Below are 14,401 nucleotides of genomic sequence, written 5' to 3' on the forward strand. Positions count from 1 at the left end.
GGTTTAGGGGAGAGGTTTAACGAACGAAAAAACGGATAAAGTGCAGTTAAGTTTTGTAAAAGCCGGGGGCTTCTAGTATATCAATTCAGCCCCTCAGCAAAAGAGCGGGCTATTCAACGCTAGCGGCTATAAGCGCATTTGAGAAGTCTATGGAGAACGCGATCGCCAAGACTTCTCAAATCTTTTAGCAATTTTCTGAAAAAGCTAACCGGCTGCCTGCGCAGTGGCGGCTGACTTATGACTCGCTGACCCCTGAGTCCCCTGCTGAATTAGCTCTACTTTATAACCATTAGGATCTTCCACAAAGGCAATCACGGTAGATCCATGCTTCATCGGGCCAGGTTCGCGGACAACTTTGCCCCCTTTCGTCCGAATTGCCTCACAGGTGCCATAGATGTCGTCTACGCCTAGCGCAATGTGACCGTAGGCATCGCCTAGCTCATACTGTTCGCGGCCCCAGTTGTAGGTCAGCTCTAGCACAGTATGGTCAGCTTCTTCGCCGTAGCCGACAAAGGCTAGAGTAAACTCGCCGCCCGGATAGTCTTTCTGGCGCAATAGCTTCATGCCTAGAACGTCACAGTAGAAGCGCAGAGACGCTTCTAAATCTTTGACCCGCAACATGGTGTGTAGTAGTCGCATAGTTTATTAATATTGATCACTTGCTACTTCTTCTTATTCTGAGACAAAAGCTCAAAGACAGGCACTATCCGCCGTTGGCCCTTAAGAGAGTAGTACAAACGACCTAAACTAGAAGTGTCATCTTAGCGCGTCTCAGGAGGTTTTCCTATCGCCACAGCCCGACCAAAAACCTGGGTCGAAGTTTTAGTCGATTGTCCGGGAGCACAGGGACTCTACACCTATGAGCTGGCAGCGCATTTAGCAGTCCAGCCGGGGGATATTCTCAGCGTTCCGTTTGGCCCGCAGCAGTTGGGGGCGATCGCGGTGCGGTTATTGACCCAGCCGCCCCAGCTTGAGGCTGACCAAATTCGTCAGGTCGATACGCTGGTGAGCGCCGCCTTTTTCACCCCTCGCTACTGGCAGCTACTAGAGCGGCTAGCGCACTACTATCAGACCCCGCTGATTCAGGTGATCCGCACGGCTCTGCCACCGGGACTTTTGGCCAAGTCTAAACGGCGGATTCGCCTTGTTGCTGACCCACCGCAGTCGCTGTTCACTCAGCTTCCCGACTCAGCTCAAGCCCTGCTTTTGCGCTTAAAGCAGTCTCCCAACAGAGACTACTCCTGGCAGTATTTGCAGCGGCAAAGCCGCAGCGCCTACCGCGACCTGCGCCAGCTTTTGCAGCAGGGCTGGGTCGAAAGCTATCTGGCCACGCCGCAGCCACCCCGCCCCAAAGAGCAGCAGGCCGTGAGCGTGATTGCTCATCCAGGCAGCGTTGAAAGCCTGACCCGACGGCAGCAGGAGATTTTGACGGTGCTGCAAAGACAGGGGGGGGACTGCTGGCTCAGCGAAGCCCTACAGCTTTGCCGGACGACCTCAACCACGCTCAAAACCTTGGCGGCAAAAGGCTGCCTGGTGATTGAACCGCGCGAAGTTCTCAGAACTACCCACAGCAGTCGAGGCGATCGCGATCGCCCCAAAGCCCTCACTCCCGACCAGCAGACCGCCCTTGACGCCATCAACCCGCTTGCAAGCTTTGCCCCTGTGCTTCTGCACGGCGTCACTGGCTCTGGCAAGACAGAAGTTTATCTGCAAGCGATCGCCCCGCGCCTACAGGCAGGCTACTCTGTCCTCGTCCTCGTTCCCGAAATTGGCCTCACCCCTCAGCTCACCGATCGCTTTCAGGCTCGCTTCGGCGACCAAGTCTGCGTCTACCACAGCGCCCTCTCTGATGGCGAACGCTACGATACCTGGCGGCAAATGCTTAGCGGCCAGCCCCAAGTCATCATCGGCACTCGCTCCGCTATCTTTGCGCCCTTGCCCAAACTCGGCCTGATTGTCCTTGACGAAGAACACGACAGCAGCTTCAAACAAGACCAGCCCATGCCCTGCTATCATGCCCGCACCGTGGCCCGTTGGCGAGCAGAACTGGAAGGGTGCCCGCTGGTACTGGGATCGGCGACGCCATCCCTAGAGAGCTGGGTGTTAGTCGAAGGGAACAGAGACGCGGAAACGCAAGGAGGAGAAGGGGGAGATAGAGAAGTAAAGCCAGTTGAAAAAAATTGGCACAAGGCTGACGCTCCACCGCTCCCCACTCCCCCTCCGCTCCCCACTTCCCACTCCCTCTACCTTCCTCTCCCCCACCGCATCCACGCTCGCCCTGCGCCGCCAATTGAAGTAGTGGATATGCGGCAGGAGCTGAAGGCAGGGAACCGCTCTATTTTTAGTCGGACGCTACAGCGATCGCTGACAGAAATGCGGGAAGCGGGAAATCAGGGCATTTTGTTTATCCATCGACGGGGGCACAGCAGCTTTGTCTCTTGTCGGAGCTGTGGCTACGTAATTGAGTGTCCCCGCTGCGATGTCTCGCTCTCCTACCACCAGCCCCATGCCCAGGCCAGACCAACGCTGAAGTGCCACTACTGCGGCTATGGTCAGGCTCATCCCCCTAGCTGCCCTGCTTGTGAATCGCCTTACCTCAAGCGTTTCGGCAGCGGTACGCAGCGGGTCGTGAGTGAGCTAACTAAGCACCTACCGGACTTGCGCTGTATTCGCTTTGACAGCGATACTACGCGCAATAAGGGATCTCACCGGGCGTTGCTGACTCGCTTTGCTCAGAAAGAGGCGGACTTGCTGGTGGGTACGCAGATGCTCACCAAAGGCATTGACCTACCTCAGGTGACGCTGGTGGGCGTGATGGCAGCGGACGGGCTGCTGTATATGAGCGATTATTGGTCAGCGGAGCGGGCCTATCAGACCATTACTCAGGTAGCCGGACGAGCCGGACGGGGCGACCAGCCAGGGCGGGTGATTGTCCAAACCTATACGCCGGAGCAGCCCACCATTGAAACAATTCAAAAGCAGGACTATGAAGCTTTTGCGGCGGTGGAATTGGAGCAGCGACAGGCGTTGGGCTATCCGCCCTATGGCCGCTTAGTGCTGCTGCGGCTGAGTAGCTTAGATGCGATCGCGGTGCAAAAGACAGCCGAGAAAGTGGCGATCGCGCTGGAGCAGGACTGTTTAGCCACGCTGACTAAAAGCGCAGACTACGAAATTCTAGGGCCAGCGCCAGCCCCCATCTTACGGGTAGCCCAGCGCTATCGCTGGCAGATTTTGCTGAAGGTGGCTCTACAGGTGGAGCTGCCCGATATCACCTCGCTGCGGCAGCACTGCCCTAACCACGTCAGCTTTGCCGTGGACGTAGACGTACTGAATCTGTTTTAGCGCTGTGAGATTATTCCAATGAGGTTTAAACCCTATTATTTTTTCTGGACAGTTGTTTTGTTTTTGATCGAGCTGTACATTGCGCTCTTTGTTCGCGACAGTTTTATTCGCTTCTATATTGGCGATGTTTTAGTGGTTATTTTGATCTATGCGTTTATAAAAACATTCTTCAAATTTTCAACTTTAACTACCGCAATCGGCGTTCTAATATTTTCGTTTCTAGTCGAGGTTTTGCAATATTTCAAGATTGTAGAAGTTTTAGGTTTGGGATCTTCTTCGCTTGCCAAAACAGTTATTGGCACCAGCTTTAGCTGGGAGGACTTTATTGCCTACAGTGCAGGCTTTGTAATACTGCTTTGCTTTGAAAAGGCCGCTGGCAGGTACGAGAGCGATCGCTGATTTTGTCGGACAAACAGCGCCTAATTTAATTAGTTTTAGAGCTTGAGAGGCTTGAGCCTTGACGAAAAATAAGCCAGCTAGTGGCGATTGTCCAGCCCAGCAAAATAACTGAAATAAAGCGCTCATATAAACCATCAAGAGCTGTCGGCACCTGAAAGAAGGGAGGTGCAAAAATAAGCCAAACCGCAGCCGTGATCCAGCTAAAATACTGCCACTTACGACTAATCCGCCGGAAACCAAACGAGAGGAGAAAACAAATCAGGGGAAACAGAATACCCAATACATACACCGCCTGCAGGTGAATGGGGGTGCCCGTATGACCGGGAAGCCCCGCATACTGATCGTGTTCTGAGATCACGATAATGTCGATACCGAGCAGGAATACGAGCACTGAGCCGAACCGCCAGCGCCAGTCACCTAGGTTCCAGCGCCAAAGCGCGATCGCGCAGACTAGTAAGCCAATGCCATAAAGGTTAAGTCCGACATCTTGAATCCAGGCATAGTCACCAATGGCTAGACTACTAATAGTTTGGCTGAAGGGATTATAGCCATCTACAACAAAAATCCCAATGAAGTCAGTAATTACGGCAATCAAACTACCTGCAATTCCCGCAACTCCACAAATCTGAAAAAACTTTTGGTTAGAAAGTAAAGAACTTAAACCAGAATCTTGTTCATCCATCTTTATAATTCATGTCCATTAATTTTCATTCGCAATTATAAATTAGAAGAGATTTATCAGAATGATGAGGCTAGTTTAGCTTCTCGAAAGCAGCCTTACTTCATATCTTTTTTAGCTCATTACGTATGTCCTACTTTAGACTAGTTGCGAACTTATTTGATCAGACTAAAGAGATATTTCATAGAAGAATCTCAATGAAGGCTATTTTTCAACAAACGTATATAGGCGAAAATAATCATTGTTCTTCAGCTTTGAGAATGACGTCAACTGGGTGCCAATGACCTAATCTATACGGAAACAAGCTTTCGACGCAGCTATTACGAAACTTGAGCCAACTATTTACAGCAACGGAAGCAGCGTCCTGAAATCTGTAAACATCTGTTCGTTCAAATAGTTTGTGAACGACACTCTTGGAAAAAATATTGCGAGGATTTAATGTCTGTTAGTTTATCAGATTTAGCTTATACCCTGACGACGGGGACTTTAGGATATGTTGTCGTTATCTTGTTTCTGCGAGTTTCAGGTAAACGAACACTCTCAAAATGGAATTCTTTTGACTTTGTGATCACTATCGCGTTTGGTTCCATTTTGGCAGCGCTGATTCTAGCAAAAGAGGTTACGCCTTTCCTGCAGGCTACATTAGCGTTCGGTTTGCTGGTTCTCTATCAGTTTGTGCTTACCTGGATAGCAGCTCGATCTTCAGTCATTCAAAAGCTAATTAAATCAGAGCCATCTCTGCTTTTTTATCAGGGTCAGTTTAGAAACAAAACGCTCAAAGAACAGCGCATTGCAGAAGGAGAAATATTGGCCGCTATACGCAGCGATGGCATTGGTGATATGACTCAGGTTGGAGCTGTAGTTTTAGAAACCGATGGCAGCTTTAGCGTGATCAAAAGCCTGGAGAATGCTTCCTCGCTCAAGGATGTCAGAGGTATTAATCAGGAATAAGCGAAATACTTGTTATCCCGGAGGTAGGCATTAGCTGCTGTGGCTTCTCTGGTTCTCCTCCAGCCAACCGGGGGTTTTGTGTTGTTGTCTCAAAGATATCGGTATGAATGTCATAAAGACTGCATTAGATCAGATGTCTCAGAGACAATAGACAATAAGCTAACCGCCATTTAGCCAGAATCTAGCCAGAGAAGAGGAGTGATGCTAAAACTGTCGTTTCGCCCGATTGTGCCACTTTTGGGAAAAGTTCGTCGTGGACTGACCTCAGCCCCAGTCCTATCGCGCCCGGTGCGCTATGCCTTTGGCCTTGGCTGCTTGCAAGCCTGCTTGACCTTACCGGCGATCGCCGCTGAACAGGTTTTTCTCAACTATTCCGTCCTGGAGCGGGCCATTCCCATTGAGGATCTAGAGCTGTATGCCCGCGAAGGGGTGCTGAGCGACGAACTGCGGGCCTATGCTCGCTATTTTTCTGAGGAGCAGCTCGCAGCGTTTCAGTCCAGTCTGCTGATTGAGGCCGATGTGGATGTCGTTTCCATTTCTCAGTTTCTCTACACGCCTCAGGGAGAAGCCCTGCTGACGGAGCTAGGCAAAGTGATTCGCACCGGGGCGCGGCAGCCAGGGTTTTCGGCCATCCGAGCGGCGGTAATTTTAGCGGCGGCAGATGAAGATGGGCTGACGCTGCTGAACGTGCTGCAGCAGTTCCCTACGCCAGAAATTCGGATAGACCTGCGGCGTACCTCCCAGCTTGCCCGCGAAGTGTTCAACGAAATTAACCAGACGGAAGCGGCAGTAGCGCTGATTCAAAATCAGGCCCAGCAAGCCGTTGAGCCGCAACCCGATGCTTCTGTTTTTGACTGGGTACCGCTGTTTGAAAGCGGTCCCTACACTTGGGAGACGGTTCCCTTTGAGCCAGCGATCGCCAATTTCCCAGTTGACCTCTATCTGCCGCAGATTCAGCAGGCAGCACCCGTGGTAGTGATCTCTCATGGGCTAGGGGGCGATCGCGTCACGCTTGCTTACCTAGCGCGGCACTTGGCCTCTCACGGTTTTGCGGTGGCCGTAATTGAGCATCCAGACAGCAGTTCCGAGCAAATTACCAACCTGCTGGCCGGACAGACAACTGAGGTTATTCCGCCAGAAGAACTGGTGCAGCGTCCGATTGAGATTCAAACGCTGCTGGACGCTTTAAGACGACAGGCCGCCGCCGACCCAGAACTCCAGGCTCGCCTCAACCTAGAGCAGATAGGCGTTTTGGGTCAGTCTTTGGGCGCTTATACCACCTTGGCTCTAGCGGGGGCCAATCTCAATCGCTCGCAGCTAGAAGAACGCTGCCCGCCCAGCTTTGACTCTTTGAACCTGTCGCTGCTGCTCCAGTGTTTGGCGCTGCAGCTACCCGATCAGACGCCTGAGCTTGAAGACAATCGTATCCAGGCCGCGATCGCTATCAACCCTCTAGGCAGCGCTATTTTTGGCAAGACAGGCTACCGTCAAATCGATATTCCGCTGATGCTGGTCAGCGGCAGCGCCGACACGGTGACGCCCGCTTTGGCCGAACAGATTCGCCCCTTTACCTGGCTGACTAAGCCTGAGCGCTATCTGCTGCTGATGGAAGGCGGCACCCACTTTTCCACCCTCGATGATCCCGTCGAAGAAGGGGCCATTCCGCTGCCTGACGATGTGGTCGGCCCGACGCCAGAGCTGGCTAGACGCTACATGCAGGCGGTCAGTTTAGCCTTTTTCAAGACCTATCTCACCGCTGAGACGGGCTATCAGACCTTTTTGACGCCGACCTATATTGACCTGCTGAGTCGTAATCCACTGCCGCTGAGTCTGGTGCGATCGCTGCCGCCGGAGGAGTTGCCGTAGGGGAGATGGAGGAGATGGGGGAGATAGGGGAGATGGAGGAGATGGGGGAAATGGGGGAGTTTTAAGTTTTGAGTTTTGAGTGGGGGGGACATTGGCAGGGAGGTGATATTGGAGGTGACGAATAAATGAGGCTGGGTAGGCTGTGGGGCGCAAAGGGCTGAGACGATACCTGGTGGCCGCGTTGGTGGTTGGGATGGCCTTGGTGGGGCTGCTGTGGGGTGGGGTCGGCAGCGTTGCTCAGGAGGAGAGTCCCAGCTTGGAGCCGCCAGCCGGATATCCAGTGGTGCTGGAGGAGGAGCCTCTGTTCTACATTGAGACGGGGGTGGCTTCGTTTCCGGCCAGCTTTCGGGCCAGAGTGGTTTCTGAGCGCCTAGAAACTTTTGCCCAAAATCCGGAGTTTGAGCTGGAAGCCCTAGAGATTGTCGAAAATGACAGCACTCAAACGGTGGATATTCGTTCGGGCGCAGACGTTTTGGTGACGATTACGGCGGCAGATGCGGCGGCAGCGGGAGACACCCAGCAGGCGATCGCGGCTGACTATCTGGCAACAATTAGAGCGACCGTTGCCGAGTACCGGCGATCGCGCAGTTTGCAAAACATCAGCCTGGGGATTCTCTATGCGGTCGGGCTGACAGTTATTTTTCTGCTGAGCTTTTGGCTGAGCAATCGGCTGATTGCTAGGCTAAACCGCCAGTTTCGGACGTGGCAGGGCAGTCGGATTCGTGGCTGGCGGATTTTAGGCACAGAGTTAGTTCCAGCCGATCGCGTGGCAGACCTGCTCTCGGAGTTGCTGAAGCTGATACGCATGGTCTTGTTTTTGGCGTTGCTGGTGGTCTATATCAGCTTTGTGCTCAGCTTCTTTCCCTGGACTCAGGGGGCGTCTAGAGAAGTTTTTGCTTACCTGCAGACAGCGGCGATCGCCCTTTGGCAGAGTTTTGTCAGCTATCTGCCCAATCTCTTTTTCATTGGCCTGATCCTCGTCATCACCTCCTACACGCTGCGGCTGATTAAGTTCACCTTTGCTGAAATCCGGCGTGGCACTATCACCCTGCCTGGCTTCTATCCAGAGTGGGCCAGACCGACCTACAACATCATTCGCTTTGCCATTCTGGCCTTTGCCGCCACGATTGTCTTTCCGTATCTGCCGGGGTCAGAAACGCCTGCCTTTCAGGGTATTTCTATCTTTCTCGGCGTCCTGTTTTCCCTAGGCTCTAGCGGCGCGGTGGCTAACTTTGTGGCGGGCATCATCCTCACCTACAGCCGCGCCTTCGTGATTGGCGATCGCGTGCAGATTAGTGAAACCACTGGCGACGTGATTGAAAAAACGCTGTTGGTGACGCGCATTGCTACGCCCAAAAATGTCGTCGTCACTATTCCGAATTCGATGGTGCTGGGCAGCCACATCATCAACTACAGCGGCTCCATTCGCAATGAGAAAACGCCACCCCTGGTGCTGCATACCACCATCACCCTGGGCTACGATGTGCCCTGGCCGAAAGTGCATGAGGTGCTGATTGCCGCCGCGATCGCGACGGAACACGTACTGACGGAGCCAGCGCCCTTTGTATTGCAAACCAGCCTTGACGATTTTTATGTCAGCTATGAGCTGAATGTCTACACTGAAAAGCCCTCGCTCATGCCCCGCATCTATTCTCACCTGCACCAAAACCTGCAGGACAAGTGCAACGAAGCGGGCATTGAAATTCTCTCGCCTCACTACTCAGCCGTCCGCGACGGGCACCAGCTCGCCGTCCCAGAGAAGTATTTTCCCAAAGGCTATCAGGTGCCGGGGTTCCGGGTGGAGAGTTTGCAGAAAAATGGGGATGGGGGCGATGAGGTAGGTGGGGAGGATGGGGAGTTAGGGACGCGAGGGGAAGGAGACGCGGGGGACGGCGCTCCGTGAGCAGCTTGAACAGCTATAGCGACTTGGGCCGACCTTTTGGCAGGTTCTTAATTTTTTACTTGCCCCACGGGGATCAAATAGGGTAAATTCTTGACTTATAGCTGTGTGTCTGCAGCTTGCTCTGTTCCCAAAAATTTAGCTGTGCGGTGCCGGACGTTGTTAGCGCAACCCCCGACACCTGACCCCCAAGTCTGAAGCAACCAGTCTCGGAGGCTGAGTATTATGGTACTCGTGGCCGTCCCGTGCTGTATATGGTTGGGGCGGCTTGATTTTTGAGGATCCTGTCCTATTTGTTGGAGGAATCCCTCAAAATGCTACATATACCATTTGTTTCGTCCGCCTACCCCGGCGAGGCGACCTGTCCGCTGCGCCTGACGATTCCCCGCGCTCGTCCGGAGCGGGAGCGGATTCGTCATATCGTGATGGGGTCGCGCGAAGGGGTGGATCTGACGGTCAATACTCTAGACGTGCTGAACTATGCGGAGCAACGGGCCTGGAGTGAGCCGATCATCATCCCGGAGCGGGGACTATTGCTGACCCCGGAGCAGGGAGAGGTGTTTAGATATCTCATCCGCTACCGCTCTGCGCGGTAGGTGAAGGCATCTAGGGATCGGTTTTTACAGTAGAAGCGGTATGGCTTCGCAAACATGGAAAAAATTGATCCCTGGAGGTGAAGCTAGAAGGAACACTATGTCTAGCGCGACTCATGGGGGGTGAGAAGCTACGTAATGAACTAACTGCTAAAGAGTTTGCTATGAATCAACAGCCAGTATTTCTGCATCTCTAGCTGTTCTTACAGGGTGTCCTGAAAGCTTTCATCCTGTGAAAGGCTGCTGACTATAACTTAAGCCTGCGATCGCGCTGTGTTTCCATCCTAAACCCCCTTTTCATCCTGTAAAGATTTTATGAAAATGGGACAACTCTTTATCTCAGCTTTGGAATTGAACTGTTTGACTCTGTATGTTTACCTATAGCGTCAGACAACTGGGTATTTATGACAACCTCAAACTTATCTCCAACCTGCTCAAAATTCCTCAAGCAGCAGCTAGTTAGAGCTTTAGCAGGTGTTTTAACCGCAAGTAGCTTGAGTCTCTTGTCAACTCCAAGGGCGATCGCGGCCAGCTTTAGTTTGACTAAGGTTATCGATAGTCAAGATACTTTTCCGGGTACTTCCTTTCTTGCGGTTGAGGCTTACTTTGAGCCTGCCATAGACAGTCAGGGTAATATTGCCGTTATTTCTAGTTCACGAGAAATCTACCGTATTCCACTCTCAGGTATCTCAGAGCAAATAGTTGGGGGGGATACGCCGATTCTTGATCCATTAAATGACTTTAGCTGGTTACGTTCTCCTGATATTGAAGCTGACAGGCTCTTCTTTTATGGCGACACAGCATCTGGAGATGGTATCTTCAAGGCCACAGTCAATGGACAAGTTACGCCTTTAGTTGCCCCTGATGACACTTTACCGGGACTGACAGAAAATCAACAGCGCTTTATCGTTCCAATTTTTGGCAGCGATGGCAAAAACGTTTCGTTAACTGCAAGAACTGGAGGACCGAACTCAGCTAGTGCAGTTTATTCAATCAATAATGGTTTGCTTCAGGTGGTTGCAGATAGTAATACCCTGATTCCCAATGAAGCTGATAGATTTGATCTCTTTAGTCTCAGTGATATTAGTGGTCAAAATGTCTTATTTAGCGGAGAGAAAATCGGCGGGCAACAAGGTATTTATCTAAGCCGCAATGGCGTCTTAGAGACCGTTATTGATAATACAACGCCTATTCCCAATGGCCCAGGAACGTTTCGGATTTTAGCACCAGCTCCCCCAAATCCTAAAAATCCGTCTCCATTTCCATCTTCATCCACTTTAGTTAGCTGGCTATCTTTAGATGGCGATAAATATACATTTACAGCCTTTGATGCAAATGGAGAGTTTGGCGGGCTTTATACGAATTTGGGCGGAACACTGCGCCCTGTCTTTGATACTAATACGCTAATTCCTGGTATGACGGACACTTTTTCTCTGGTGGGTTCTGAACTCGATCCGGTTAGCTTTTTAGCATTTCCTGCTATCAGCGGTGACATTATTGCTTTTCAAAGCTTTATGCCGGTTGAGCCAGCCGAGTCTAATAACTTCTTTGATGTCCAACCTCAAGGTATTTATGCCGAGATTTCAGGTGATTTGCAGAAGATTGTTGATGTCAATGACACCTTAGACGGCAAAGCTATTCGCTCGCTAGGCTTTTTCAGCACGAATGCTCTTAGCGATAACTTTTTGGTGTTTTCTGCAGAGTTTGAGGATGGCGTTGAAGCGCTATATCGGGTTGAATTCGACAAAGCGTCTGACTCGCCTGTTTCAGTACCGGAGGGTTCTGCTGTCTGGGGACTAGCCGCGATCGCCGGACTGATGACAATCACCCGACTGCGATCGCGGTTACCGCTCAAAAAAGCGTAGCGGGTTCAGACTTCGTCTGGATTGACGCCAAGTGCCTTGAGCTTAGCCTTGAGCTGATCTACTTGCACCTCTGCCTGCTGTCGGGCGACAGACTCCTGCTCGGCTCGCTGTTCTGCCTGCTGTCGAGCTGAGGACTCTTGCGCGGCCTGCTGTTCGGCTTGCTGACGCGCTGAGGATTCTTGTTTTAGTGCTTGAGCTAGCTCACCGGGAATCAGCAGCTTCTCACCCGTATCTTCTCGGTAAAAGCTAATCAGCCCGCCGTCAGCCTCCAGCCTCAACTTTAGCGGTTGGCTGTGACCGTCAGTAATCGGCTCATAGCTCTCTCCCCGCAGCCGATAGCCCTTTAGCTGGTTCTCAATCCATTCCCCCTTGGGATCAAACAGCCAGTATTCCTGCACCCCTAGCTGTTCGTACAGAGTGTATTTGAAGCTCTCGTCCTGCTTTTGGGTACTGGGTGAGGTCATCTCGAAGACCACTGACGGTACTTGCCCCTCCTCCCAGACTTTATAGTTATCCCGTCCCCCTGGTTCCACGCCAAAGATCACCATCACGTCTGGAGCGACTCGCAGCCGAGGAAAGCCTTGAGCGTAGTACATGAACTGGTTGCCAAGCACCGTAGCCTGCTGTTCTTCAAGATACTGACGCAGCACTTCGAGAGTCACCAGCAGGGCGTAGAGATGGGCATAGGTTTCCGCCACGGGTTCACCATCGGCACTGGGATAAACAATAGACTGAGCAGATTGTATTACTGAAGGGCTGCTAACCATAACTTAAGTCTGCGATCGCGCTGTGTTTCCATCCTAAGACGAGAGCTACAGGATTGGTCTTCTCCTGTGTTCAGCGATAAACAACGGTTCAATCAAGTCCCCTTATCACAGCCAATTTATTCTGACTGATGCCGTAGATATCTAAAACTTGCTTCGATCGCCCCGCTTTACCCATGCATTCAATGATGTCAGAGGTTGTCATCTAGCAAACCAGCGGCGAATTAGCTCGACTTGAAAGCGATGGCCCGTGGGTGTAATTTCTATCAGTTCTCGGCGTAAGAGTAAGGGCAGTGCTGTCTCTGATATATCTGAAAACTGTTGAACCAAATCTTCTTGGCTTGTAGTGCTGCCTTCGCCTTGAGCGGCTATGTGACGCAGCACGGCTAGGGCTTCAGGACTAACCTGGTTGCATTCAATATCGCTGAAAAACATGCTGCCGCTGTCTAGCGCTTCAGGGATGGCGGCTTCTACGTCAGCTAGGGTGGCGAGGCGGCGATCGCTGGGGTCTTGCTCGTTTTTCAAAACCACAATTTCGGCGCAGAGAAGCTGGACTAGAAAGGGATGACCGCGAGTGAGGTCGAGGACGCGCTGACTGGCCTCTGGCTCATAGCGCAGGGCAAAGTCTTTGACGGGGTGTTCGATGAGTTGGCGGGCTTCGGACTCTTTCAAGTAGCTGAGGTGTAGCACCTGGGCGTTGATCAGGTAGCTAGACCAGCGCTGAAACTCTTCTAATGTGTGGGAGCCGGAGAGCAATACCTTGAAGCGGGGGCGATGCTGAATCAGGTTGCGCAGCATTCCCAGCACCATCGTTTCGCTAAAGCGACCTTCCACCAAGACCTGATCAAGCACTTCGAATTCATCTAGGGCTAAGAGCGCGGTGTCGTCCTCTAGCGTGATTTCGACTTCATCTAGCCACTCGTCAAAGCGGGTGAAGGGATCATCGGCTAGGGCTGCGCGGGAGAGCGCTGGTAGGGTGAGGCGGCGATCGCGCTGAGCAGAGTCGGCCATGCCTTTGGCCAGGTTGTAGAGAAATCCGGCGTGGTCGCTGGCGCGGGAGGCAGGGCCTTGCAAATCGACGAAGAGGGGAACGATGCTGTTGGGGAGCAGTCGCCCTAAGTTATTAAGCAATGAAGTCTTGCCAGTGCGGCGCTGGCCATAGAGCAGCAAAGGGGGACGGCGGCGATCGCGCAAAAGCTGTTCAATTCGGCGGCTAATTTCCGCCCGTCCGACAAAGATTTCCTGACGCTGAGTAAGGGGAATGCCAATGATGTAGGGGGAATCAATCTCTTGGCGCAGCTCGGCAGCTTGAGTGAGTGCGTCTAGCTCTAGGACAATGATGCGGCTCCAGCGCTGGGCGATCGGGCGAAAGCGGACGGCATATTTGTCGCTGCTGCGGGTGAGTTCTCGAATCAGGGCATCGAGGCGATCGCCTACAGCCTTAAGCACTAATCGTTGATTGTAGGTACTGGCCTGATCGAGAGCCGCTTCTACATCTTTACTAACGCTGTTGAAGCTGCGGAATAGGGTGTCGGCTGGGCTAGCGAGTTCGCTAATAGTGAGGTGATGATAAATCTGTCCAACTGCCTGGGCATCGGCGCAGCGCTCTAGCTGACGGGCATCTAGCTCAATCTGAGCGGCTTGAGCGGCCCAGCGCTGACGGCTAGTGCTGAGATAGTTTAGGGCAGCCTGTCCTTCAAGGGGGCTGCGTTCTAGAATCAGTAGCAAATGCTTATCAAGTCCCCAAATAGGCAGGTGTTGCCATTCATCCCAAAAGGCTAAATGTCTGTGCAGTAGGCTAGGCTGTTTGCCTGCTCTGGCTTCGTCAATTCGGTAAAGCCAGAAATGCCAGGGAACCAGCAAAGCTGACATCACAACTGGCCGCCACCAGTTCACCCACGCGCCTACGCCTCCCGCCAGGCCTCCCGCCACGCCGTACGCCACGCCGAACGCCAGGCCTCCCGCCACGCCTAACGCCACGCCGTACGCCAGGCCTCCCGCCACGCCGTACGCCAGGCCTCCCGCCACGCCTAACGCCACGC

The 14,401-nt window shown here is 52.6% G+C and carries 11 protein-coding genes; 7 read left to right on the forward strand and 4 right to left on the reverse strand.

The annotated features are described in order from the left end of the window. Positions 1 to 204 precede the first annotated feature (204 nt). Entirely contained in the window at positions 205 to 639 is a 435-nt protein-coding gene (gene gloA / locus QJQ48_RS22610; RefSeq protein ID WP_346293515.1) for a lactoylglutathione lyase, read from the reverse strand. A gap of 147 nt (positions 640 to 786) precedes the next feature. Here gloA and priA point away from each other — a divergent pair, with 147 nt between their 5' ends. Together priA and QJQ48_RS22620 are read left to right on the forward strand one after the other, a co-directional pair. Next, a complete protein-coding gene (priA, locus tag QJQ48_RS22615) occupies positions 787 to 3,342 on the forward strand; it encodes a primosomal protein N' (protein WP_346293567.1) in 2,556 nt (851 codons plus the stop codon). 18 nt (positions 3,343 to 3,360) lie between these two features. Further along, positions 3,361 to 3,741 (forward strand): ribosomal maturation YjgA family protein, encoded by a 381-nt coding sequence (locus QJQ48_RS22620; protein WP_346293516.1) that lies wholly within the window; start codon positions 3,361 to 3,363, stop codon positions 3,739 to 3,741. Positions 3,742 to 3,766: 25 nt separating this feature from the next. Here QJQ48_RS22620 and QJQ48_RS22625 read toward each other — a convergent pair whose 3' ends face one another. After that, a complete protein-coding gene (locus tag QJQ48_RS22625) occupies positions 3,767 to 4,423 on the reverse strand; it encodes a DUF998 domain-containing protein (protein ID WP_346293517.1) in 657 nt (218 codons plus the stop codon). Between the two features lie 435 nt (positions 4,424 to 4,858). Between QJQ48_RS22625 and QJQ48_RS22630 the strand changes: the two genes are divergently transcribed. The 5 genes from QJQ48_RS22630 to QJQ48_RS22650 all read left to right on the forward strand — a co-directional run bounded on the left by QJQ48_RS22630 (position 4,859) and on the right by QJQ48_RS22650 (position 11,595). Continuing rightward, complete coding sequence (locus QJQ48_RS22630) at positions 4,859 to 5,371, forward strand: DUF421 domain-containing protein (protein WP_346293518.1); 513 nt, start codon at positions 4,859 to 4,861, stop codon at positions 5,369 to 5,371. Positions 5,372 to 5,572: 201 nt separating this feature from the next. Beyond that, on the forward strand, positions 5,573 to 7,237 hold the full coding sequence (locus tag QJQ48_RS22635) for an alpha/beta hydrolase (protein WP_346293519.1): 1,665 nt from the start codon (positions 5,573 to 5,575) through the stop codon (positions 7,235 to 7,237). Between the two features lie 142 nt (positions 7,238 to 7,379). After that, positions 7,380 to 9,140, forward strand: a complete 1,761-nt coding sequence (locus tag QJQ48_RS22640; RefSeq protein ID WP_346293520.1) for a mechanosensitive ion channel family protein — start codon at positions 7,380 to 7,382, stop codon at positions 9,138 to 9,140. 311 nt (positions 9,141 to 9,451) lie between these two features. Then, entirely contained in the window at positions 9,452 to 9,733 is a 282-nt protein-coding gene (locus tag QJQ48_RS22645; RefSeq protein WP_346293521.1) for a hypothetical protein, read from the forward strand. A gap of 536 nt (positions 9,734 to 10,269) precedes the next feature. Beyond that, the gene (locus QJQ48_RS22650; protein WP_346293522.1) at positions 10,270 to 11,595 is read left to right on the forward strand and encodes a hypothetical protein; all 1,326 of its coding nucleotides are present in this window, start codon (positions 10,270 to 10,272) and stop codon (positions 11,593 to 11,595) included. Between the two features lie 5 nt (positions 11,596 to 11,600). Here the strand turns inward: QJQ48_RS22650 and QJQ48_RS22655 are convergent, their stop codons facing one another. Then, positions 11,601 to 12,362 carry a Uma2 family endonuclease gene (locus QJQ48_RS22655; protein ID WP_346293523.1) on the reverse strand — a complete coding sequence of 254 codons (762 nt, stop codon included), beginning with the start codon at positions 12,360 to 12,362 and terminating at the stop codon, positions 11,601 to 11,603. Between the two features lie 198 nt (positions 12,363 to 12,560). Next, the coding region (locus QJQ48_RS22660) for an nSTAND1 domain-containing NTPase (protein WP_346293524.1) at positions 12,561 to 14,401 on the reverse strand (1,841 nt) is incomplete at its 5' end.

It is taken from the genome of Sphaerothrix gracilis Ecp01, assembly GCF_030405905.1.
Taxonomy (GTDB): domain Bacteria; phylum Cyanobacteriota; class Cyanobacteriia; order Phormidesmidales; family Phormidesmidaceae; genus Sphaerothrix; species Sphaerothrix gracilis.